Raw genomic sequence first — 23599 nt, forward strand, 5'->3', positions numbered from 1 at the left:
AATGAATAAGCATAAGGAGGGGGAAACGATGGGGTTTTGGAGTATGCATCGAAATATAAAAATTAGAATTATAACTTCGTTTTTAACACGTACTGTGTCCACGATGATTTTTCCATTTATGGCGATTTATTTTTCAATAAAGTTAGGTAGTGCGATTGCGGGTGCTTTACTATTAATTAATGTAATAGCTTCATTAATAATTGGTTTATATGGTGGATATATTGGCGATCGACTTGGGCGTAAAAAAGTAATGATTATCGGTCAAAGTATACAAGTTGTTTCTATTGCTTGTATGGGAATTGCGAACTCAGATTATGTAGATTCACCGTGGCTAACATTTGTATTTATGCTAGTGAACAGCTTAGGGTCTGGGCTTATGAATCCAGCGACCGAGGCGATGTTAATAGATGTGAGTACACCTGAAAATCGAAAAATCATGTACAGCATTAACTACTGGGCTATTAACTTATCCATTGCAATTGGAGCGATATTTGGTGGGCTACTTTTTGAAAACTATAGATTACAATTGTTTATCGTATTAACGGTTGTTGCGATCATTACTTTATATGTGATGGCTGTATATATGGAAGAAGTGTATGTGGCTCGGAAAACAGAAGAGAAGAAAAATGTATTAAGAGATATGGCGGATAGTTATAAAGTTGTTATGAAAGACCGGGCGTTTTTAATTTTTTGTGCAGCGAGTATATGTACATTATCGTTAGAATTTCAAATTAATAATTATTTAGGAATACGTTTGCAGAAGGAATTTGAAACGGTGCACTTTTTCTTTGGTAATGGTTTTACGTTTGATTTAACGGGGATTCGAATGCTGAGCTGGATTTCAGCAGAGAATACAATTTTAATTGTTTTATGTTCAGCGCTTCTTATTAAAGTGCTGAAAAGCTTCAACGATTTAAAAATCTTATATGTAGGGTTATTCATTTATACAATTGGATTTACAATACTCGGAACGAGCAATAGCTTATGGATTTTATTAATTGCAGGGCTTTTCCAAACGGTAGGAGAGATAATGTATGTGCCAGTTCGTCAATCCATTATGGCAGATATGGTGTCGGATGAGGCAAGAGGTTCTTATATGGCGATTAACGGAATGGTCTTTCAATTTGCAAAAATGAACGGGGCATTAGGAGTTATGTTAGGTTCATTAATTGCATCTTGGGGCATGAGTGCTCTGTACTTTATTGTTGGTATGAGCAGTATTTTATTATTTATGAAGGCGATAGGGAAAGAGAAGTATCAGGATGAAAGGAATGTTTCTCAGATTGGGTAAACTATATAAAAAGCGAACCAGTTATACTGAGGATCGCTTTTTATATCATTTTTAAAATGGATCAACTTCAGCTAAATCAGGATTGGCATTTGGATTTGTTAATAAGTTTTTCAGCTCACCTACTTCTGAGAGAGCGACGAGGATATAACCACTAATGAGGACGATGAGTCCGATGACTCGTAATGTTTGCAATTTAATGTCACGGCTATTTTCTTCTGAGTTGTTTTGGGGCGTTGAAGGCGGATTGTTGTTCATAATAGAGCTCCTATCTTTTTTATTTACCCCGCTATTTGCGGGCAGTAAGACTCCCACCTCAAAATTCGGCGAATGCGAGGAAGTTAGGTGGGAGATAATTGCCCGATTGGTGTGGGCTAATAATCAGTGGGGAATGGGTAAAACCCCCACTGATTAAAGTTTCACTTTATATGTGCGAAATCATTATTTAACGTATGGATAGGAATTGTATAGTCATTTTCACTATATGAGAAATGCCTACGAAAAGTGATTAGAAATTTTAGGACGAGAAAAGAGGCTGTTATGTGCAGCCTCTTTTTCGTTAAAATGAAGAAATGCGTTTCTTCGTTTTTGGTACAATAATAAACCTTATCCAAAGTACACCGATTACCATAATAATCAAAGCATGTAGTAATTGTCCTGTGGCAATGAGTATAACACTTGAAAATACAATGAGTTGAATGCTTAGCAATATAAAGATTAAGCGAAGAAATTGATTCATTCGTTTTTCAGTATCAATTGGATATAATGCTACGATAATATTTCCCGAAAAATATTTCCACAGGGAACGGAGTTGCATAGAAATCATATATAGGACGATGTAAGCGATAGCACCTTTTGCGTATATGTTTGGTATAAAATATAAGGCGAAGGCACCGATTACTCCTAAGCGAATATATATACCGAAATAATCATTCCCACGTAAAAACGCTAGTGTATGTAAATAGAAGAAAGTTGCTCGTTTTTTATGTAATAAAGGTTCAATCCAATTGGTAAGCCATTTTCTTTTGTTTACTTGCTTATTAAGTTGCGGAATATCAGTAAAGATGCTGGCAAATTGATAAAAGCGAACATCCATTTTTTCTTCTTGCTCGATTATGTAATCCCACGGTATTCGTTTTGTGGGTTGTTTTTTCGTATATAGAAGTAGAAAAGCAAGAAGTAAGAGTACGCCGCCTAATACGATCACATTTGCTGTATAAAACAGCATGTAAATGATTAGGGCGTTACAAGCGATACGAATGATCAGCCATATGTTTTTTTCATAACTATCACGCCACATCCAATGCATGTAAATATTCCAAGCTTTCGTAATCATTAAAACGGTAAAGATTGTACATAAGAAAGGTACAGTTAATTGTAATGATTGCAGTGCAAGCGGTACGAGAATAAGGAACGTAAATAATAATGGGAAAAGCTGAATGATGTAATTATATAGAAGAGATTTTTTAAAATAAGAAGTTAATTTCTCTTCTAGTGCTAGTAAATAGACAGCATCAGGTTTTTGAATAAATGTACGCATTGGGCATCTCGATATAATCGTTGTAAGTACGATTGTAATGAGTACTAAAGATATTCCTTTAGAAGGAGATGTTTTCAGAAACTGAGCATAATAATATGCACCAACGCATGAAATAAAGATAAAGCTATATAGTAAACCGTTAATCATACGTGCAAAGTATGTAATGATATTTTGAATATGTTGTTGGAAGCGACTGCTCCATAGCGATTCAATTGACATGTTTTTCACCTCTTTGTTCTATTATATATGTTTTACAAAAGAAAAAACGAGCAAATTGCGTTATGCAACTTGCTCGTTTTTCTTTTCTTTATTTTTTTTCTGATCACGATTCATTAATGGATAGAAGGCAAAGCCAATTACGAATAAACCAATTCCAAGAAGGAATGTTTTTATATCGGATGCGCCGGTTTTAATAACCCATAGTGCATAGCAAATTGCGATAACTGCGACTACGCCATCCGTAATTCTTGCCCGCATTTCATTTTTATATGTTTCACCAGTTGCGACTAGTTTTAACTGGAAGATTGGTGAAACGAGATATGGAATGAGATAGGCTAAAGTTGATACGGTAATAACGAATGTATAAGCTTCCGCGATTGTTCCTGATAATGTTGAGAATAAGAACACTTGCGACATAATGTTTGTTAATCGTAGTGAGTAAATAGGGCTTCCTTTTTTATTTGTTTTTGTAAAGAAGGAAGGGAAGAAACCTTCTTTTGCTGCTTGATAAGGTACTTCTGAGCTTAATAAAATCCAGCCTAAGATGGAACCGAATAGGGAAGTAAGAGCAAGTAATGCCATAAGTTTCCCGCCGCCATGACCCATCGCAGCGTTTAATGCATCTGCTAATGGACGTTCAGATGCTTGTAATTTATCAACGTGAAGTACACCCATTGTTAAAATTGTAATTCCTAAGTAAATTGCAACTGTAATTAGTAAACCAGCAACTGTTGCACGTTTTACTGTTTTGGGAGAGGTAGCTCTGTTTGACAAAAGAACGGCTGATTCAATCCCTATAAATGCCCAAAGCGTTGTTAGAGCAGCTAAGTTTACTTGTGATAGAAGACCGTGTGATACGCCTTCTTTATCAATCATCGGTGTGTACCATTGTCCAAACTTTGAAGCTTCGAATGCAAATAAAGTAACGACGATGAATAGAAGGAATCCAGTTACTTTCGTTGTTGTTGCTAAGAAGTTTAGTTTTCCGGCTCCGCTTACACCGTTTGTTAAAATTAAATGTGTTCCCCATAGTAAGATGGAACAAATAGTAAATGTAATTAGTTTTCCGACTTCTATATTGAAAGAGCCAATTGAAAATAGTAGTCGTGTATCTTTCATAATCGGGAAGAAGAGTGATAAATATCCTGCGAAAGATGTGATAATGGCAACGTTACTTGCCCAGTTTGCAACCCAATATCCCCACACCATGCTGAAACCAGCCATTTTTTTCTTTTTTGGTGATGAGAATAAAGCATATGCATGACTTTGTGGCCCTGTTGTTAAATCAGGACGACGAATTGCTAAATTACCGAAAACAAGAGCTAGCATTAAAACACCAAACCCTGTTGTTAACCAAGCTAAAGTGACACCGAGAGGGCTAGCTGTTTGTGCCAACGTACTTGGTACCATGAAAATACCAGCGCCAACCATGTTACCGACAACGAAAGCTGTTAGTACCCAAAAGCCCCATTTTTTTTGTTGCATAGAAAATACCTCCAAAGTTAGTATAACCAAGTCAAGCGAGGAGATATGTATGTCTTCCTGATAAGGAAGAGAAGGTCCAAACAAAACAAAAAAAGCACGTAATTTGCCGCTACATGCTTTCTATCTTATAAGAAACCCACGACATACCTCTCGATAGCTCTCCACAAACGAAACGTTTGTGACAGTTCTGCACTTATTAAATGCAGACCCAGCAAGCGCGCATGGTGGGCACGTCTTACTTCGGCAACCATTCCTTTCTCATTCATTCATCAATGCCACTACATCTCCTGAAATGATACTCTTAATGATTGCAACCTCTACCTCATCGAGATACGAATGAGGATTTATGTATTAAATTAACATGTTTAAGAGTAACAAATGTATTTTTATACGTCAATGGATATAGTAATAATCAGATTATAGGGAAGAGTTTGTTATTGAGAATGAATAAGGTTTTGAAATAAAAAGCAGCTGACCTAAATATTAGATCAGCTGCTGAATATAAGATTAAACGAAGTTTAATACAGTTACTTTTTCACGTGTCATAGACTCAAGGCTCTTACGAATACCTTGTGCGCCCATACCTGAACCTTTTACACCGATGAATGGGAAGTGGTCAGGGCCGCGCTCTGTGCGTCCGTTAATTTGAACAGAACCAGTTTCGATTTTGTTAGCAATTGCAAATGCTTTGTTAATGTCTTTTGTGAAGACACTTGCTTGCAGACCGAACTCTGATTTGTTAGCAATTTCAATTGCTTGTTCATCAGAAGAAACACGGATGATTGGAAGGATTGGGCCGAATGGCTCTTCCCAAGCAACTTTCATTTCTTCTGTTACGTGGTCGATTAATGTTGGATAAATTAAGTTACGCTCACGTTTGTTACCGATAACGATTGTTGCACCTTTTTCTACAGCATCATCAACTAAACCTTGAACGAAGTCAGCAGATTTATCGTCGATTAATGGAACGATTGTGCTGTCTTGTTCTGGAGATCCAACTGATAATGTAGCTACTTGTTCTTTTAATAAGCTAACAAGCTCGTCCGCTACGTTTTCGTGTACAAGTACACGTTTAATAGCTGTACAACGTTGACCAGAGTAAGAGAATGCACCGCTTACGATATGATTTGCAGCATCTTGTAAGTCAGCATCTTCACGAACGATACCAGGGTCTTTACCACCAAGTTCTAATACAAGTGGAATCATTGCAGCTTTTTTCGCTAAGTGCTTACCTGTGTTTGTACCACCTGTGAACGATACCATATTGATACCTTCGTGTTCTACTAAGTAGTCACCAATTACAGAACCGCGTCCAGTAGCTACGTTTACAAGACCTTTTGGAAGTCCAGCTTTATGAAGTGCTTCAACCATTTTAACACCACTAATTGCACCTTGAGTTGCTGGTTTAAAGATAACAGCGTTACCCATCATTAATGCTGGTGCAAGTTTTGCAGCAGATAAGTTTACTGGGTAGTTAAATGGTGCGATTGCTAACACAACACCAAGTGGTGCGCGTTGAATGATCGCAAGTTTAGATTTCGTTCCGCCAGGGAAGCTATCGCCCATCATGCTTTCTCCGTGCATATGAAGAGCTTCTTCAATCGTGTAACGAATGAAGTCAGCTGTACGAACAACTTCTTTTTTCGCATCTTTATATCCTTTACCGACTTCTTTCATAATGATATCGGCAATTTCATCTTGCATATTTACGAGCTCATCAGCCCATTTATATAAATATTTTGCGCGATCTTGTAGAGAAGCTTCAGCCCATGATTTTTGAGCTTCTTTTGCAGATGCAATTGCTTCATCTACTTCTCCGCGAGTAATTGCTTGTACTTGACCAATTACTTCGTGTAAGTATGGAGATGGAATTTCAATTGTTTGACCTGAAGAGCTTTCTCTCCATTCTCCGTTTAAATAAAATTTGTACGTATTGCTAGTTGTCATGATTAGTCCTCCTAAAATAGCAACTTGTAAGAGTGAGTATAAGGTGATTGTAGGGGGTTTGATAACATTTTTCAAATGAAATGTTTGTGAAAACGATTTCTTATTCTTTTTTTATTTTGTATGCCCTTTCTTGCAGAAGATTCCCTCATTTCAAACTTATTTATCGTGTTATGAACCATTCTTCATTTTTTGTGATAAAAAATTATTTTAATCTATAACGAAAAAAATAATTGACAGAATACTCAATAAAGTTGTAAGATTATAAATGGAAAATAAATGAAGGGGGTGTGCGTAATGATTGTAATCGTAAATGTAATGGGCTTAGCTGTATTAAACGGCGGAAAACATTCATATTATTACGCAACCCGTGCGGATATATAGGACTTTTTTGTCTTATGAGAAGCGTACGTTGCGTATATCGTAACGTACGCTTTTATGCATTCCTTTGCATATCGTCAAGCGGCGGTATGCTTTTTTTTGTCTAATTTGCTTGTTTCCATACTTTGTATGGTTACTATAAAAATCAGAATTTGGAAGGTGGAAAAATGTGATGAAATGTTATGGTTTTCGAAATGTAAATGAGATGACTCTAGATAGTGGATAAAGAAGCCTTCATCAAACGAGAACGAGAAGGGAGAGGTTACATTGTTTTCAGTATTACTAAAGTTAAGATGGTTTTTTAGGGAGCATTGGAAAAGGTATAGTATCGCAATTGGGGTACTTTTAATTGTAAACGTGATAGAGGTAATTCCTCCGAAAGTATTAGGAATTACAATTGATAACATTAAAACAGGAGCCTTAACGAACGAGGCGATTATGCAATATATTTTTATTTTACTTGGGGTAACGATTGGTGGGTATGTGCTTACTTTCATTTGGCAGCACCAACTATTTGGCGGTGCGTTCGTACTTGAGAAAACGATGCGTTCAAAATTTATGGGGCATTTACTTAAGATGACACCGACGTTTTATCAAAAAAATCGTACTGGCGATTTAATGGCGAGAGCGACAAATGATTTAAAAGCAATCTCCATGACAGCAGGTTTTGGTATATTAACGCTCGTTGATTCTAGTCTATATATGCTTACAATCGTTTGTATGATGGGCTTTTCAATTAGTTGGCAACTAACACTTGCTGCGCTTATACCGCTTCCGATTATGGCATATGCGATGAATAGATACGGAAAGAAATTACATGAACGATTTACAGTCGCACAAGATGCGTTCGGAGATATGAACGATAAAGTGCTTGAATCAATTGCGGGTGTACGCGTTATTCGTGCGTACGTACAGGAGAACGCTGATCAAGAAAGGTTTCATCATTTAGGAGATGACGTATACGAGAAAAATATGAGAGTAGCAAGAATCGATGCATTATTCCAGCCAACTGTGAAAATGCTCGTCGGTCTTAGTTATTTAATTGGTTTAGTGTACGGTGCATATCTCGTATTCCAATCAAAAGTGACACTTGGTGAGCTCGTTTCTTTTAACGTTTATTTAGGGATGATGATTTGGCCGATGTTTGCAATTGGTGAATTGATTAATGTTATGCAAAGAGGAAATGCTTCGCTCGATCGTGTAAATGAAACGTTAGCTTATGAACCAGATGTAAAGAATCCAAAAAATCCAAAGGTTGTACAAGAGCCAGATTACATTCAGTTTGATAACGTTACTTTTTCATATCCTTCATCAATTGAAACAAATTTAAAAAATGTTTCGTTCTCATTAAAACAAGGAGACACACTTGGAGTTGTTGGGAAAACAGGAAGCGGGAAAACGACGCTCGTTCGTCAGCTTCTTCGTCAATATCCACTTGGGGAAGGGGATATTGCGGTTTCTGATGTGAAGCTAGATAAAATTACGAATGATAACGTACTTGGCTGGATCGGGTATGTACCTCAGGAGCACATTTTGTTTTCAAAAACAGCGAAGGAAAATATTTTATTTGGAAATAGAGAAGCGACTGAAGAAGAACTTGAAAAAGCGATTGAAATAGCTGCGTTTAAAAAGGATTTAGAGTTTTTACCAGAAGGTTTAGAAACGCTTGTTGGAGAGAAAGGTGTTTCTTTATCCGGTGGGCAAAAGCAAAGGATTTCTATTGCGAGGGCTGTTATTCAAAATCCAGAAATTTTAATTTTGGACGATTCTTTATCAGCTGTTGATGCTCGCACAGAAGCAGCAATTATTGAAAATATACGAACAGAAAGAAGCGGGAAGACGACGATTATAACGACGCATCGTTTATCAGCGGTGCAGCATGCTGATTGGATTCTCGTTATGGATAACGGTGAAGTTATTGAAGAAGGTTCGCATGAAGCGCTCGTTCGAAATGGGGGCTGGTATGCTGAGCAGTTCGGCAGACAACAAGGTGAAAGTGAAAGTGCGGATAGTGGGGTGAAAATATGAGTGTTTCAAAACGATTGTTTCAATATGCGATGAAAGTGAAGGGGCCAATCTTTGCAGCGATGGCGATGCTATTTGTTTTCGTCATTGCAGAACTCGCGGGTCCTTTCGTCGCAAAAACGATGATTGATGAGCATATCGTTGGAATAGAGAGACCTTGGTATGAAACAGAGAAGAGTGAGGATGCTGTTTCATATAATGGAGCCTTTTATAAGCGAAGTGATCGCTTTGAGGAAGGTGAGCAAAAAGGGAAAGAGGTCCGAGTGATTCAAGTTGGTTTTCAGTACTATTTTGTACCGAATAAAATAACGCTTGAAGGAACGCGTTCTGTTAAGGGTGATATGCTTACAGTACAAAGTGGTAAGGCAGTGCAAGTGTATAAAGTGAAAGCCTTAACGAAAGAAGAAGTATTTGCGTTTTATAAACCAGAAATAAACCGACTATTACTACTTGGTGGCGGATATTTCGCTTTATTAGTAGTCGTATCATTATTTGCATACGGAAAGCAGTTCTTCTTACAGAAGGCAGCAAACAAAATTATTCAAATTATGAGAGAGGATGCTTTTTCTCATATACAAACGTTGCCAATTCGTTATTTCGATCATTTACCAGCAGGGAAAATTGTATCGCGTGTAACGAACGATACAGAAGCGATTCGTGATTTATATGTAACAGTGCTTGCGACATTCGTCTCTAGTATCATCTATATTATCGGGATTTTCGCTGCGCTATTTTTACTTGATGTAAAACTGGCGGCGCTATGTTTACTTATCATCCCAATTTTAATTGTTTGGGCGATTATGTATAGAAAGTATGCGTCTGTATACAATCATAAAATGCGTTCGCGTTTATCGGATATTAACGGAACAGTGAATGAATCGATTCAAGGGATGCCAATTATTCAAGCATTTCGTCAAGAGCGTGAAACGAAGAAGGAATTTGAAGAACTCAATGGCGATTATTTTAAATATCAAAATAAAATTTTAAATTTAAATGCAGCAACTTCGCATAATTTAGTGTCCGTATTAAGAAACATCGCTTTTACAGGTGTAATTTGGTATTTCGGTGGTGCTTCATTAAGCGCTTCGGGCATCGTTTCACTTGGGATACTTTATGCTTTCGTCGATTATTTAACGAGGTTATTCTCACCAATTACGAACATGGTGAACCAACTTGCTAACTTAGAGCAATCGCGTGTTGCATCAGAGCGTGTCTTTGAATTGCTAGAGGAAAAGGGAGAGGCAGTAGAAGAAGAACGTATGCCTCGCTTAACCGGAAATGTGAAATTCGATAATGTTTCGTTTTCTTACAATGGAAAAGACGAAGTGTTAAAAAATATTTCTTTTGAAGCGAAACAAGGGGAGACAGTGGCACTTGTCGGCCATACTGGATCGGGAAAAAGTTCAATTATGAATGTGCTCTTTCAATTTTATGAATTTCAAAAAGGGAAGCTTACGATTGATGGTCACGATGTAACAAAGATGCCGAAACAAGCAACACGTGAACATATGGGAATTGTATTGCAAGATCCGTTTTTATTTAGCGGGACAGTGGCATCCAATGTAAGCTTAGAAAATGAAGGGATTTCAAAGGATCGCATCGTAAAGGCGTTACGTGATGTTGGTGCTGAACGGTTTGCAAACAACATAGATGAAAAAATTACGGAGAAAGGAAGTACACTTTCAACCGGAGAACGTCAGCTTATATCGTTTGCTAGGGCACTTGCTTTTGATCCGGCGATTTTAATTCTAGATGAAGCGACTTCCAGTATTGATACAGAAACAGAAGCGATGATTCAACAAGCGCTAGAAGTTGTGAAAAAAGGACGAACGACGTTTATTATCGCTCATCGTCTTTCAACAATTAAAAGTGCTGATCAAATTATTGTGCTTGATAGAGGAACGATTTTGGAAAAAGGTTCCCATGATGAATTAATGAAAAAGCGCGGGCGTTATTACGATATGTACAAAACGCAAATGGAAGGAAACCAGAGTGCTTAATATGTATAGAGAGAACTTGCGGAAACCGCAAGTTCTTTTTTGATTGGCAAATATATCAGCGATTCGACAAAGGATATCGACTCTTCGACAAACCACGACAAGGTAATATAATAAGAAGTATTGTTTTACCTTTTTCTTTATAAATGCTATATTTAAAAATGTTACTTATTTTTTGTATGTAGCGTTATTTTTCCATTTTGTTTGATTATGAAGAAAAAGGTTAAACTAAATAAGAACATTTTCATTGAAAAATTGTTCGAAATTGCATACAATCAATATAGTTTTTAAATTCCTATCAGAATACTTGGAGGACTACTATCATGAAAAAATTATTTTCAGTGCTTGCAGTAACTACATTAGCGATTGGGATTGTAGCGGGCTGTGGCAAAGAAGAGAAAAAAGATACAGCTAGTCAAGATGCGTTACAGAAGATAAAACAAAGCGGTGAGCTTGTAATTGGTACAGAAGGTACATATCCACCATTTACGTTCCACGATACAAACGATAAATTAACGGGGTTTGACGTTGAATTAGCAGAAGAAGTTGCAAAACGTTTAGGTGTAAAACCTGTATTTAAAGAAACGCAATGGGATAGCTTACTTGCAGGAATAGATGCAAAACGTTTCGACATGGTTGCGAACGAAGTTGGTATTCGTGAAGATCGCCAAAAGAAATATGACTTCTCTAGTCCATATATTTCTTCTTCAGCAGCATTAGTTATTGCGAAAGATAAAGATAAACCTGCTACATTTGCTGACGTAAAAGGATTAAAAGCAGCACAATCTTTAACAAGTAACTACGCAGATATTGCTAAGAAAAATGGTGCGGAAATCACAGGTGTAGAAGGATTTAGCCAAGCAGCAGAATTATTAAGTTCTGGCCGCGTTGATTTCACAATCAATGATAAATTATCAGTGTTAAACTATTTAGAAACGAAAAAAGATGCAAAAATTAAAATTGTAGATACAGAAAAAGAAGCGTCACAAAGTGGATTCTTATTCCGTAAAGGTAGCGACAAACTTGTACAAGAAGTAAATAAAGCGTTAGAAGATATGAAAAAAGATGGTACGTACGATAAAATAACGAAAAAATGGTTCGGTGAAAATGTATCTAAGTAGCGCATTGATGTCAGATCGATTGTCTACTTGGATGGATATTATGCAGACTTCCTTCGCGCCTATGCTGAAGGAAGCTGTCTTTACGACAATTCCGTTAACGCTTATTACATTTATTATCGGTATTATACTTGCGACGCTAACAGCGCTCGCGCGTATTTCAGGTAGTCGTATTTTACAATGGATTGCTCGTATCTATGTATCTATCATTCGCGGAACGCCACTTCTTGTACATTTATTTATTATTTTCTATGGCCTTCCAACTCTTAATATTGAGGTTGAGCCATATACAGCAGCAATTGTTGGTTTTTCATTAAATGTTGGTGCGTATGCATCTGAAATTATTCGTGCTTCTATTCTTTCTATTCCGAAAGGACAGTGGGAAGCAGCTTACACAATTGGGATGACATATCCGCAAGCATTAAAACGTGTTATTTTACCGCAAGCAACGCGTGTATCAATCCCGCCGCTTTCGAATACATTTATTAGTTTAGTGAAGGATACTTCATTAGCGTCGTTAATTTTAGTGACAGAAATGTTCCGAAAAGCGCAGGAAATTGCGGCAATGAACTATGAGTTTTTAATTGTTTATTTCGAAGCAGGTCTAATTTATTGGGTAATTTGCTTCTTATTATCTATCGTGCAACAAATATTAGAAAAACGTTCAGAACGTTATACTCTAAAATAACCCTTTCATAAAAGGAGTTTTTGTTTTTATGATTTCAATTCAACATTTACAAAAAAGTTTCGGAGATAATACCGTACTAAAACATATAGATTTATCAGTTGAGAAGGGCGAAGTTGTTGTTATTATCGGGCCATCTGGATCTGGTAAGACGACATTCTTGCGTTGCCTCAATGTACTAGAAACGCCGAACGCTGGTAGTATTCGCATCGGTAATAAAGAGCTTGATTTCTCTAAAAAAGTATCGAAGAAAGATATTGTAAATCTTCGTACGCAAACAGGTATGGTATTCCAGCACCATAATCTATTCCCGCATTTAACAGCAATTCACAATGTAATGGAAGGGCTCGTTACAGTGAAAAAGATGGGGAAAGAAGAAGCGAAGAAAAAAGCGAACTACTTCCTTGAAAAAGTTGGTCTTGCGGATAAAGTGGATTTATATCCGTTCCAATTATCAGGCGGACAACAACAGCGCGTCGGGATCGCTCGTGCGCTTGCGATGGAGCCGGAAGTATTACTATTTGATGAGCCAACGTCAGCTCTTGATCCTGAACTAGTTCAAGAAGTTTTAAAGGTTATGAAAGAACTTGCTAAAGAAGGAATGACGATGGTCATTGTAACGCATGAAATGCGCTTTGCTCATCAAATTGCGAACCGTGTTATTTTCATGGATGGCGGTGTCGTTGTCGAACAAGGTACACCGGAAGCTGTATTTACAAACCCAAAAGAAGAACGAACGAAGAAGTTTTTACAAATGTTGCAATAAATTAAGGAAGGTCTCAGGGCATATGCCCTGAGACCTTTTTGCCATATATATTTATTTTTGGAATCCGCCAAGACTTTGCTCAGCCATTGCAACTAAACGTTTTGTAATTTCTCCACCAACAGAACCGTTAGCGCGAGCCGTAGAATCTGCTCCTAATTGTACACCAAATTCTTGAGCGATTTCGTACTTCATTTGATCGATTGCTGCTGTTGCACCTGGTACTACTAATTGATTGTAAGAACTTTGGTTTGCCATAGGAATATATCCTCCTTAGAGTTATAAAAGTTTTTTTGGTTGGACTAGCTGGATTTGAACCAGATATTATCGCCCCGTTTGGCGCTAATCCATCGGTAATTAAGTTTGTACTCATAGTATGGATGTTACCTAGAAAGATATACAAAATAATAATTTGTAAATTTTGTCAAAAAAACGTAGTGATTTCGTAAATTATGAAATAAGAGTAATCGTTGTATTTTTAAGAAAGAAGGCTAAACTAAGAGCGAAATCATATGCGTTAATTTTTTGTGCTTACAGCTTAGTAAAATAAAGTGAAACTTTAATCAGTGGAGTGGGGGTTTTGTTCATCCCTCACTGATTATTAGCCCTCACCAATCGGGCGTTTACGGGTAGCCCGGCTCCCACCTAACTTCTTTGATCCTGCCGAATTTTGAGATGGAAGTCTTACTGCCCGCAAATAGCGGGATAAAAATTAAATCGGCAGCAACTGCATAGTCCTGTTTTAACCCAGGAGGGGGCAGAAAAAGAAACTAACCGCTCCTATGCATGGCTAGACGTTTTTTCAGCTTGATGTTATTAAACAGATTAGAGAAACAAAAATGAAAATGGTATCAACTTCGTATATCTGTTTTAACCTGAGATGGGGCAGAAAAAGAAACTAACCGCTCCTATGCGCGGATAGATGCTCTCTTCAATCTAAAAAAGAGGCTTTTTAATTGTTTTAAACGATAACGTATGGAGGAATCATGATGGGAATTTGTCCGCTTTGCAACGCACTAGAATCACAAACATATTCTTGTCAAAATTGCCAAGGAATACTCCAAGATTATGGGAAAGCTGTAGATTACATAGATGATTACAGTGCATATATGGATCAGGACTTATTAAGTGCGGTAGATGGTCTAACACATAATAATTCAAATGATTACTGCAATCATATTTTTTATTGCGGAGTATGTAATGTGGAAACGGAAGTTGTAGTGAAGTTTGTATAAAGTGAAACTTTAATCAGTGGGGGTTTTGTTCATCCCCCACTGATTATTAGCCCGACTCTCACCTAACTTCCTCGCATTCTCCGAATTTTGAGGCGGGAGTCTTACTGCCCGTAAATAGCAGGATAAATAGAAAACTTCCACCTTATGAGTGAGGTGGAAGTTTTTGTTTTTGTATTTGTGAGTTAATCATAGGGGACGGGATACTTCCGGTGTCAGGTGCAGGATTTGATTGTATTTGAGATGTTTTTTCTTTCGGACCGCACAAAGAATGTTCAGTTAAATAGATGGCATATTCATAAAATAATTGGCGCGTAAGTTCACTTTGTTCTTTTAACTTTTCATCTTGGAATACAGTTCGCCCCGGTTTAGAATTTGCTTCAAATAGCCACGGATTTTCCGCGGTGTCTAAACCAATGTCAAAACCAATTTCTCCAATGTTCCCGGTTACTTGTTGGTCGAGTGCGTAACTGATTTGTAAGGCTGTTTGTTTTAGTTTATTTTCAATTTGAACTTGCTTTGTTGAATCAGGAAACAGTTCCTGAAGTAATTTCGTATCACCACCGCTATTTACATGAGTTGTTAAGCTACCTTTGCCGGCGATTTTTGCGACGATTGCACTGACTACCCAATTACCAAAATGGTTTTTATTTGTATGAATGCGAAAATCTACGGGTTGCCCTTCGAAGCGGAGTAGTGAGATACCTTGTTGGACGATAAATTTCTTTAAATCATGTCCTTTTAATACATGGTTCAGAAGTGTTTCTAATGATTGATACTTTCTTAGTTTATTTTGGTCATTTTCACGATAACGACAATAGTAGCAATTCTCCGTTTGAGAATAGAGTATTTGATGAATATTTCTTCCGAAGCTACCATGTATCGGTTTCATATAAATATATTTATACGTACCAAGGAGTCGTTCTACTTGTTCAAAATGTTGAAATGCCTCTGTTTTTGGTAAGAATGGTTTAATCGGATCTTCTTTTATTAAAAGTTGATGGACTTCCCATTTGTTAAAAAATCCTGGATTAAACCACGGGATTGCATAGTCGCTTTCTAATCGTTTCTTTGCTCTTACGATAGGTTTGTAATTTTCTGATTGGCGATTTGGTAAACGGTCGTAAATGACATTTGGTAAAGGGACTTTGTTTTTCACCCATTTCTCTTCTTGATAGAAGTACCCTTCAATTGTTTCCTCTTCCCAGTCTATATGTTGAATGCCAAAGACAAATACAAATGGCTGCAATGTGAATGGTGGTGTTAGTAGCTCACCGAGAGAGAGGGAACGGTTTCCTAAAGGAGAATTAGAATCATCGTTAAATCCAGTTGTGAAAATCCCGATTAATGGACCGAAAACAATGGTTTGATTTTGTATGAAGGCATCGATTGTTGCTGAATGCGGTAGTAAAAGTTTAGCTGCAATTTGTTCTCCAATAATGATTTCTCGAGTGAATGAATAATGAATTTTAATATTCTCACATGTAATATAACGTAAGCCAAAGGAAAGTGATGTAATTGGTGGTGTAATAGAAAAAACGTAAGGTAAAGTAATACTATTTGGATTCTCATCTGAAATACGTAATGTATATATGTGCTCTTTCAACGGGGATTTCCTCCTTTCGTTATGGTGTAAATCGGCTAAACTTTAATGGACCATGAAAAATTTGTTCAGCTAACTGGTCGTTGTACTTGGTGTAAATTTCGTATGACGGCATTGTATTGACGTACATAAGCCAAATGGCACCTTTGTGATCCATAATGGTAGAAAGCTCTAATTCAAATAATGAAGAATAGGACTGATCAAGTGTTTTAAAAACTTCAGTTACAACGTCATGTAAAGCATCTTTCAATAATTGAACGCCAGTTGAAGAAAGTAAATATTTAATTTTAGGAAATGGATGTAACATAGAACGTTCTGTTGCTGAAAGTAAAAATTGTGTAGGGAAGGTATCCTTTTGTATAAATTGACCGAGTACTTCCCAATTCTGTTCTTTATTTTTTTGCATAATGGTTCGAATATGAATTGGATATGATAGTTGATTTGGAGGTTGTAACATTGGATGAATCATATAACGGGATGCGTGTATGTGAAATTTGCACCATGATATAAATTCATCTGTCCGTTTGAATTGAGTAGAAGTATGATGCTGTTCATTTATTGTATCGATATGAAATGTTTTATTTTTGTAAGTGGCCCGATATAAATTTTCATTGGAATGTATATTGATTGGTCTTATAATGATATCTCTTGTTTCTAGTAGTAATTTAAAAATTCCTTGTACTGTCCCTTTTTTTATTTTTGGTACGTAAGGAGAAAGACGTTTATTAGTAAGAAAAAGATTGTGCAAATCGTTTGGATTAATAAGCGTGTTGTTTAAAAAAGTAGTGGAAGAACGTTTGTGTAATGAGTGAATAATCGCATTTGCTTGTTGGAATTCCTCATCCTCTTTGAAATGACAACGATCATATATATATGAAGGAATGGGAAAGGTTTGATTTATCCAATTTCCTGTATCTGTATCGTAAATAAGACCGGAAATAAGATCTGTCTTTGAATCAATGCTAAACGGTGTGAATTGAGCAACGACGTTATGATAAAGACGAGCACGCTTAGCGATTTCGGTGTAATACGTTTGCTCGTGATGGAGCCCGGAAGTTAAAAGACCAAGAACCAACGAAATCACTCCTTTATTAACAGGATGTTTGCATAATAGGCGAAGCTATATATTGCAAATACGTTTTTATACCATTATACTTTTGTCCGTATGATGATATGCTATAGTTTTGGAGAAGTGAAAGGTTGATTGTGATGAATATATGGTTGAATATGTTAACAACGACAGGACTCGGGGCAATTATTGGAGGGTACACAAATCATTTAGCAATAAAAATGTTATTTCGTCCTCATCGTCCTATATATATTGGGAAGTTTCAAGTTCCATTTACGCCAGGGTTAATTCCGAAGCGCCGTGATGAGCTTGCTGTTCAATTAGGAAAAATGGTTGTAGACCATTTGTTAACACCAGAAGGAATCGGAAAGAAACTAACAAACGAAGAGTTTCAAGCCGGTTTAATCCGCTGGGCGCAAGTTGAAGTTGAGAAAGTAATTACGAATGAACAATCGTTACGGGATATGTTAGAAAAATGGAGTTTAACACATGTCGAAGAAGAGGCGACTCAAAAAATCGAACATGTTATTACAGAAAAAATTCATGCATTTTTAGCAGAGTATTATACATATACATGGGAACAAGCATTGCCTCATTCTGTTCATGAAAAAGTAGAGCATGCGATTCCGAATGTCTCGGCGTTTATTTTAGAGCGAGGAATTCGCTTTTTTGAAAGTGAAGAAGGAAAAGCACGTCTTTCAAAAATGATTGATGATTTCTTTGCTTCTAGAGGAACACTGCTTAACTTAGTCGGGATGTTTTTAGGAAATGTAAGTGTAGTGGATCGTGTGCAGCCGGAAGTAATTAAGTTTTTAGGTCAAGATGGTACGAAGCAGATTTTAAGTGATGTACTGCAAAAAGAGTGGGAAAAGTTAAAAGGAAGAGATGTAAAAGAATTAGAAACGTTTGTAGAACAAGAAATGATTGTAAGCTCTATCCTGTCAGCAGTTAAAGTTGAGGAAAGAGTGAGTAAATTTTTAAATCAGTCTGTTCAGCAAGTATGTGAGCCGGTTCGAGAAACAATCATTGAAAAGTTGGTCCCTGGCCTGATGCAGAAAGGATTGCAGTGGGGGACAGAAAACGTCGGGAGTATATTGAAAAATCTACACCTTGCGGAAATCGTACAGCAAGAAGTGTCTACATTTTCTACAGAAAGACTAGAAGATCTTGTACTATCTATTACAAAAAATGAGTTGAAGATGATTACATATTTAGGGGCATTATTAGGAGGAACGATTGGATTTATGCAAGGCTTGTTGCTCTTGTTCCTTAAGTAATAAAAGTGAAATTTCTTCACATCTCTTGCATAGTTTGATATGGTAAGAAGAGGTGCGGATAAAAAGCACTTAAAAGGCAGTGCGAGCGAAAAGCGCTAGCCTTCTAAAGGAGGAAAAATAAAATGACAAAAAACATTCATGATGTTGCATATGAATTACAAAAAGCAATCGCTGAAAACGAAGATTTCCAAACATTAAAAGCAAGCTACGCAGCAGTACAAGGAGATGCAGCTTCAAAGAACTTATTTGAAGAGTTCCGTACAATGCAACTTGGCCTACAACAAAAAATGATGCAAGGTCAAGAAATCACTGAAGAAGATAACCAAAAAGCGCAAGAAGTTGTAGCTCGCATTCAACAAGATGTTAAAATCACAAAGTTAATGGAAACTGAGCAACGTTTAAATATCGTTATCACTGACGTTAACAAAATCATTATGCAGCCACTTGAAGAATTATATAGCGCGCAACAAGCGTAATGATGGAAGACGCTCCTAGAATATAGGGGCGTCTTTTTGTTTAGGAAATGGATGAATTGCATTTTGATAGTCCTTTCGCAAAAAAGCTCATTCAAAACAGTCTTTTTTAGTGACTATTTTGAATGGGCTTATGATAGATTCTACAATTTTTGAATATTTCATCATTTGTTGAAATACTCAGTTTCAATATTCTTTTCCTTCAAAAACTTTTCAATCTCTTTTTGCTTTCTACCATTAACTTTCTCAAAGCGCTTTGTAAAAGAAAAATCGGCCTTAAATAAGTTACCATCTTGAGCGATTTTTTCTATTTCTTGATCTAGCTCTACTGAAAGTGCTGTAGACGATGAAATAAATTCATAGATTTCTTTCGAAGGCTTTTTGTAATCATCAGGTATAGTATTGTTACTAATAAAATCATGGAAATTCGCATCATTTTGTTTCGCTAAATCTATTAGTTTTTTTAATTTCTCTCGGTCGGATTCAGTGACATTCTCGTCAGACATGGCTGATGAAAGGGGAACGGTGTTTTCAAATAACTCTCCGCTATAATCTAAATAATTTTTTACATTTTGTTTCATTTCGTCTTCATTAATATTTTCGTTCTTTTTTTGAGAGTTAAATATATTTTCTGGAATTTTAATAGTAACATCTTTAATAGATTGTACATCGTCAAATTTATCGGATTGTTTATTGTTCGTATCATTAGATTGTGCACTGTGTGAACAAGCTGATATAAATAAAAGAGTAAGCAGTATGAGTGGATATAAAGTATATTTCTTCATTTTAATCTCCTTTTTCATTCATTAATATCTTTGTAAAATGGCAAAATTCCACTTTAAATACTTTACTAAAATTGAGTATACATGTTTTATCATTTGGTAAGATATCACAGAAATTAGTAAACCGATGCAAAAAGCTATGAACACACTATATACATCTGAATAACTGATTTGATGAAATCCTTTAAAAAATCCTAATCCTAGTAATAAAATAGGTGAAATGATTAACAATGGTGTGGCAATTATAAGTGCTAGAAGAATCGGTAATAGAAAGAGTAATAAGAAAAAGGCGATAATGATAAATATAAAGTTTAAAACACTTAAGCTCATAACAGAAAATATTGCTGTTATAATATTTTTGAGGCTTCGTTTCTTGTCAGCGTTGCTTATTGCATATGTAACATTAAGTTCTTTAGCGATAGTTTTAGGGTTTCCTAGCTTTTTAGAAATTTCTTCTTCAGATTTTCCGTCCTGTTTACCGCTAATAAAATGAGTTTCGTATTCCGAGATAATATCTTGTCTTTCTGAATTAGGCATATTCCGTAGAGAAGAACTAAGTTGTTTTAAAAATTCACTTTTGTCCATTTCAATCACTTTCCTTTATAAAATGATTAATTACACCTGGGAATCTTATCTGTTTTTGAGTAAATAGCATAACCTTTCTGCATTTTTGAAATGGGTACATACTGATTCCAATTAATGGTTATTTAATTATTTACAAATATACCATTTTCTAGTATTCTTTGCAAGGTACTGTAATATTGTTAATACCAGAATAGATAAACGTCTTTTTATATGTTTCTAGAGGAGGATATCAGAATGGTATTTTAAGATAAACAAAAGATTGTAAGCGTATTCCCTAATGATTGTCAAAATACTGTCAAATTCATAGAGTTGGAAAAATAATGTATTTGTACTATAATGATAAACGAGATATATTACACTATGTTAATTAATGTGGTGAAGTATACAAAATAAAAATCTTTATTACACACATTATGAAATAAAGGGATGATTAGTTTGAGTACAGGTGTAAAAGCAAACGACGTGAAAACAAAAACAAGAGGAGCAGATCTTGTTGTTGATTGTTTAATTAAACAAGGTGTTACACATGTTTTCGGTATTCCAGGAGCGAAGATTGACTCTGTATTTGATGTGCTGCAAGAAAGAGGACCAGAGTTAATTGTTTGTCGTCATGAACAAAACGCAGCATTTATGGCAGCTGCTATTGGTAGATTAACAGGGAAACCAGGCGTGTGTCTTGTAACTTCAGGACCAGGGACATCAAATTTGGCGACAGGTCTTGTTACTGCGAATGCGGAGAGTGATCCCGTTGTTGCTTTAGCTGGTGCAGTTCCGCGTACTGATCGATTAAAACGTACGCACCAATCTATGGATAATGCTGCACTATTCGAACCAATCACAAAATATAGCGTAGAAGTAGAGCATCCTGATAATGTGCCAGAAGCACTGATAAATGCATTTCGAAGTGCTACTTCCACAAATCCAGGAGCAACTTTAGTAAGTCTTCCGCAAGACGTTATGACTGCGGAAACGACTGTAGAGTCTATCGGTGCGCTTTCTAAGCCACAACTTGGAATCGCTCCCACACAGGATATTACATATGTAGTAGAAAAAATAAAAGCAGCGAAATTACCAGTTATTTTACTCGGTATGAGAGCGAGCACGAATGAAGTAACGAAAGCGGTTCGTGAATTAATTGCGGATACAGAGCTTCCTGTCGTTGAAACATATCAAGCAGCTGGAGCAATTTCACGTGAGTTAGAAGATCATTTCTTTGGTCGCGTTGGATTATTCCGTAACCAACCAGGTGATATTTTACTAGAAGAAGCGGATCTTGTTATTTCTATCGGTTATGACCCAATTGAGTATGATCCGAAATTCTGGAATAAACTTGGGGACAGAACGATTATTCATCTTGATGATCATCAAGCAGATATCGATCATGATTACCAACCAGAGCGTGAATTAATTGGTGATATCGCTTTAACTGTAAATAGCATTGCGAAAGAATTACCAAAACTTGTACTATCTACGGAATCAGAAGAAATTTTAGAACGATTGCGCGCGAAATTATCAGAACAAGCGGAAGTTCCAAATCGTGCTTCAGAAGGTGTTACTCATCCACTTCAAGTCATCCGTACACTGCGTTCTTTAATTGGTGACGATACAACGGTTACGTGTGACATCGGTTCCCATTCTATTTGGATGGCGAGATGTTTCCGTTCTTATGAACCACGTAGACTATTATTTAGTAACGGTATGCAAACGTTAGGTGTTGCACTACCTTGGGCAATTGCCGCTACTTTAGTTGAACCGGGCAAAAAAGTTGTTTCCGTGTCAGGTGATGGCGGTTTCTTATTCTCTTCAATGGAGTTAGAAACAGCGGTACGTTTAAATGCACCGGTTGTACATCTCGTTTGGAGAGACGGTACATATGATATGGTTGCGTTCCAACAAATGATGAAATACGGCAGAACATCAGCTACAGAGTTTGGCGATGTTGATCTTGTGAAATATGCAGAAAGTTTCGGTGCAATAGGTCTTCGTGTTAATACACCAGACGAATTAGAAGGTGTATTGAGAGAAGCGTTAGAAGCAGAAGGCCCTGTCATTGTTGATATTCCAATCGATTACCGTGACAACATTAAGTTAAGTGAAAAACTATTACCAAATCAATTAAATTAAGATGGGCGTGAGTGAGATGAGTGTTGCACAAGTAATTGATATTGATGCGAAAAGAACGAAAACGAATAATGAAGTATATCAAACTTCAACGATGCTTGCGTTATTAGATGGTATATACGATGGTGTTATTAGCTTTGAAGAATTGAAAGAGCGCGGGGATTTCGGCATCGGTACATTTGATCAATTAGATGGTGAAATGATCGCATTTGATAATGAATTTTATCATTTACGTTCAGACGGTTCAGCAGAAAAAGTAGAACCGGAAGAAACAACGCCGTTTGCGACTGTAACATTTTTTGAAAAAGAAATGAGTTATACGGTAGAGCGTCCAATGAATCGTGAAGAAGTGGAAGCATTATTACATGAATTAATGCCAAGTAAAAACTTATTTTATGCGATTCGAATGGACGGCACGTTCCGTGAAGTAAGAACGAGAACTGTTCCGAGACAAGAAAAACCGTATACGCCGCTCGTTGAAGTGACGAAATCACAACCGATTTTTTCATTTAAAAATACAGAAGGTACGCTAGCTGGATTTTGGACACCAGATTACGCGCAAGGTATTGGTGTAGCGGGGTTCCACTTACATTATATTGATGATGAAATTCGCGGGGGCGGACATGTTTTCGATTATGTTGTAGAAAACTGTACGATCCAAATTTGTCAAAAAGCTCATATGCATTTAGCACTTCCGGAAACAGCTGATTTTATGGCAGCTGAATTATCAAGAGAAAACTTAGAAAGTGATATCGCGACCGCGGAAGGCGCGGAGTAAAAGGACCTCTGTTAAGTAGATAGTATTTAAACAGCACAATTAAACAACCTGAGGTCTATATTTATATGGACTCAGGTTATTTAATTTCTTTTGGAATCTTTGTTGATTGTAAAGTATATATATTTGCGCAGGGCAAGTTTAACCTCATCGGCTTTACAGAGAAGAGTATAAATGAAAACACTTTGATTTAAAATGGCTGAAGCAGTTTTCTATACAAGCATTATCCCAATCGCT

Annotated in this window: 21 protein-coding genes and 1 riboswitch; of the genes, 11 read left to right on the forward strand and 10 right to left on the reverse strand. The window is 36.6% G+C overall.

Features of this window, described 5'->3' with window-relative positions:
* Positions 1-28: 28 nt before the first annotated feature.
* On the forward strand, positions 29-1291 hold the full coding sequence (locus tag KPL75_RS18430; RefSeq protein ID WP_219917262.1) for an MDR family MFS transporter: 1263 nt from the start codon (positions 29-31) through the stop codon (positions 1289-1291).
* Positions 1292-1342: 51 nt separating this feature from the next.
* Here the strand turns inward: KPL75_RS18430 and KPL75_RS18435 are convergent, their stop codons facing one another.
* From KPL75_RS18435 to gapN, 4 genes are all read right to left on the reverse strand, one after another.
* A complete protein-coding gene (locus tag KPL75_RS18435) occupies positions 1343-1546 on the reverse strand; it encodes a hypothetical protein (protein WP_219917263.1) in 204 nt (67 codons plus the stop codon).
* Between the two features lie 301 nt (positions 1547-1847).
* Positions 1848-3047 carry an ABC transporter permease gene (locus KPL75_RS18440; protein WP_219917264.1) on the reverse strand — a complete coding sequence of 400 codons (1200 nt, stop codon included), beginning with the start codon at positions 3045-3047 and terminating at the stop codon, positions 1848-1850.
* A gap of 60 nt (positions 3048-3107) precedes the next feature.
* Entirely contained in the window at positions 3108-4532 is a 1425-nt protein-coding gene (locus KPL75_RS18445; protein ID WP_219917265.1) for an amino acid permease, read from the reverse strand.
* Between the two features lie 146 nt (positions 4533-4678).
* A riboswitch (Lysine riboswitch) is annotated at positions 4679-4860 on the reverse strand.
* A gap of 179 nt (positions 4861-5039) precedes the next feature.
* Positions 5040-6479 (reverse strand): NADP-dependent glyceraldehyde-3-phosphate dehydrogenase, encoded by a 1440-nt coding sequence (gene gapN, locus KPL75_RS18450; RefSeq protein WP_002150320.1) that lies wholly within the window; start codon positions 6477-6479, stop codon positions 5040-5042.
* A gap of 645 nt (positions 6480-7124) precedes the next feature.
* Between gapN and KPL75_RS18455 the strand changes: the two genes are divergently transcribed.
* The 5 genes from KPL75_RS18455 (at position 7125) to KPL75_RS18475 (ending at position 13448) form a co-directional block, all read left to right on the forward strand.
* Positions 7125-8885: an ABC transporter ATP-binding protein gene (locus KPL75_RS18455; protein ID WP_219917266.1), complete on the forward strand. Its 1761-nt coding sequence runs from the start codon at positions 7125-7127 to the stop codon at positions 8883-8885.
* On the forward strand, positions 8882-10882 hold the full coding sequence (locus KPL75_RS18460) for an ABC transporter ATP-binding protein (RefSeq protein WP_219917267.1): 2001 nt from the start codon (positions 8882-8884) through the stop codon (positions 10880-10882). Before KPL75_RS18455 ends, KPL75_RS18460 begins: the two co-directional genes overlap by 4 nt.
* Positions 10883-11202: 320 nt before the next feature.
* Positions 11203-12000: an amino acid ABC transporter substrate-binding protein gene (locus tag KPL75_RS18465; protein WP_000732862.1), complete on the forward strand. Its 798-nt coding sequence runs from the start codon at positions 11203-11205 to the stop codon at positions 11998-12000.
* On the forward strand, positions 11987-12685 hold the full coding sequence (locus KPL75_RS18470; protein WP_219917268.1) for an amino acid ABC transporter permease: 699 nt from the start codon (positions 11987-11989) through the stop codon (positions 12683-12685). Before KPL75_RS18465 ends, KPL75_RS18470 begins: the two co-directional genes overlap by 14 nt.
* Before the next feature lie 28 nt (positions 12686-12713).
* On the forward strand, positions 12714-13448 hold the full coding sequence (locus tag KPL75_RS18475) for an amino acid ABC transporter ATP-binding protein (RefSeq protein ID WP_219917269.1): 735 nt from the start codon (positions 12714-12716) through the stop codon (positions 13446-13448).
* Positions 13449-13499: 51 nt separating this feature from the next.
* Here KPL75_RS18475 and sasP read toward each other — a convergent pair whose 3' ends face one another.
* On the reverse strand, positions 13500-13703 hold the full coding sequence (sasP, locus tag KPL75_RS18480) for a small acid-soluble spore protein, SasP family (protein WP_000013349.1): 204 nt from the start codon (positions 13701-13703) through the stop codon (positions 13500-13502).
* Positions 13704-14434: 731 nt separating this feature from the next.
* Here sasP and KPL75_RS18485 point away from each other — a divergent pair.
* Positions 14435-14680, forward strand: a complete 246-nt coding sequence (locus tag KPL75_RS18485; protein ID WP_219921128.1) for a hypothetical protein — start codon at positions 14435-14437, stop codon at positions 14678-14680.
* Between the two features lie 142 nt (positions 14681-14822).
* Here KPL75_RS18485 and KPL75_RS18490 read toward each other — a convergent pair whose 3' ends face one another.
* Together KPL75_RS18490 and KPL75_RS18495 are read right to left on the reverse strand one after the other, a co-directional pair.
* A complete protein-coding gene (locus tag KPL75_RS18490; protein ID WP_219917270.1) occupies positions 14823-16283 on the reverse strand; it encodes a YheC/YheD family endospore coat-associated protein in 1461 nt (486 codons plus the stop codon).
* 19 nt (positions 16284-16302) lie between these two features.
* Entirely contained in the window at positions 16303-17355 is a 1053-nt protein-coding gene (locus KPL75_RS18495) for a YheC/YheD family protein (RefSeq protein ID WP_219917271.1), read from the reverse strand.
* Between the two features lie 125 nt (positions 17356-17480).
* Between KPL75_RS18495 and KPL75_RS18500 the strand changes: the two genes are divergently transcribed.
* Both KPL75_RS18500 and KPL75_RS18505 read left to right on the forward strand, forming a co-directional pair.
* Positions 17481-18626: a DUF445 domain-containing protein gene (locus KPL75_RS18500; RefSeq protein ID WP_219917272.1), complete on the forward strand. Its 1146-nt coding sequence runs from the start codon at positions 17481-17483 to the stop codon at positions 18624-18626.
* Positions 18627-18748: 122 nt separating this feature from the next.
* Positions 18749-19102: a YlbF/YmcA family competence regulator gene (locus KPL75_RS18505; RefSeq protein ID WP_219917273.1), complete on the forward strand. Its 354-nt coding sequence runs from the start codon at positions 18749-18751 to the stop codon at positions 19100-19102.
* Between the two features lie 161 nt (positions 19103-19263).
* Here KPL75_RS18505 and KPL75_RS18510 read toward each other — a convergent pair whose 3' ends face one another.
* Positions 19264-19884, reverse strand: coding sequence for an NDxxF motif lipoprotein (locus tag KPL75_RS18510; RefSeq protein WP_219917274.1), 621 nt, complete (start codon positions 19882-19884; stop codon positions 19264-19266).
* 21 nt (positions 19885-19905) lie between these two features.
* On the reverse strand, positions 19906-20466 hold the full coding sequence (locus KPL75_RS18515; protein WP_219917275.1) for an HAAS signaling domain-containing protein: 561 nt from the start codon (positions 20464-20466) through the stop codon (positions 19906-19908).
* A gap of 435 nt (positions 20467-20901) precedes the next feature.
* On the opposite strand from KPL75_RS18515, the gene alsS reads away from it, so the two are divergent.
* Together alsS and alsD are read left to right on the forward strand one after the other, a co-directional pair.
* On the forward strand, positions 20902-22590 hold the full coding sequence (gene alsS / locus KPL75_RS18520) for an acetolactate synthase AlsS (RefSeq protein WP_219917276.1): 1689 nt from the start codon (positions 20902-20904) through the stop codon (positions 22588-22590).
* 16 nt (positions 22591-22606) lie between these two features.
* A complete protein-coding gene (gene alsD / locus KPL75_RS18525; RefSeq protein ID WP_219917277.1) occupies positions 22607-23365 on the forward strand; it encodes an alpha-acetolactate decarboxylase in 759 nt (252 codons plus the stop codon).
* A gap of 39 nt (positions 23366-23404) precedes the next feature.
* Here alsD and KPL75_RS27855 read toward each other — a convergent pair whose 3' ends face one another.
* On the reverse strand, positions 23405-23488 hold the full coding sequence (locus KPL75_RS27855; protein ID WP_375141033.1) for an IS3 family transposase: 84 nt from the start codon (positions 23486-23488) through the stop codon (positions 23405-23407).
* Between the last annotated feature and the right edge of the window lie 111 nt (positions 23489-23599).

This window comes from Bacillus sp. NP247 (genome assembly GCF_018966865.1).
Taxonomy (GTDB): Bacteria; Bacillota; Bacilli; order Bacillales; family Bacillaceae_G; genus Bacillus_A.

Coding starts and splice junctions, on each gene's coding strand:
- KPL75_RS18430 (WP_219917262.1), top strand. CDS start 29: ATGGGGTTTTGGAGTATGCATCGAAATATAAAAATTAGAATTATAACT.
- KPL75_RS18435 (WP_219917263.1), bottom strand. CDS start 1,546: ATGAACAACAATCCGCCTTCAACGCCCCAAAACAACTCAGAAGAAAAT.
- KPL75_RS18440 (WP_219917264.1), bottom strand. CDS start 3,047: ATGTCAATTGAATCGCTATGGAGCAGTCGCTTCCAACAACATATTCAA.
- KPL75_RS18445 (WP_219917265.1), bottom strand. CDS start 4,532: ATGCAACAAAAAAAATGGGGCTTTTGGGTACTAACAGCTTTCGTTGTC.
- gapN (WP_002150320.1), bottom strand. CDS start 6,479: ATGACAACTAGCAATACGTACAAATTTTATTTAAACGGAGAATGGAGA.
- KPL75_RS18460 (WP_219917267.1), top strand. CDS start 8,882: ATGAGTGTTTCAAAACGATTGTTTCAATATGCGATGAAAGTGAAGGGG.
- KPL75_RS18465 (WP_000732862.1), top strand. CDS start 11,203: ATGAAAAAATTATTTTCAGTGCTTGCAGTAACTACATTAGCGATTGGG.
- KPL75_RS18470 (WP_219917268.1), top strand. CDS start 11,987: ATGTATCTAAGTAGCGCATTGATGTCAGATCGATTGTCTACTTGGATG.
- KPL75_RS18475 (WP_219917269.1), top strand. CDS start 12,714: ATGATTTCAATTCAACATTTACAAAAAAGTTTCGGAGATAATACCGTA.
- sasP (WP_000013349.1), bottom strand. CDS start 13,703: ATGGCAAACCAAAGTTCTTACAATCAATTAGTAGTACCAGGTGCAACA.
- KPL75_RS18485 (WP_219921128.1), top strand. CDS start 14,435: ATGGGAATTTGTCCGCTTTGCAACGCACTAGAATCACAAACATATTCT.
- KPL75_RS18505 (WP_219917273.1), top strand. CDS start 18,749: ATGACAAAAAACATTCATGATGTTGCATATGAATTACAAAAAGCAATC.
- KPL75_RS18510 (WP_219917274.1), bottom strand. CDS start 19,884: ATGAAGAAATATACTTTATATCCACTCATACTGCTTACTCTTTTATTT.
- KPL75_RS18515 (WP_219917275.1), bottom strand. CDS start 20,466: ATGGACAAAAGTGAATTTTTAAAACAACTTAGTTCTTCTCTACGGAAT.
- alsD (WP_219917277.1), top strand. CDS start 22,607: ATGAGTGTTGCACAAGTAATTGATATTGATGCGAAAAGAACGAAAACG.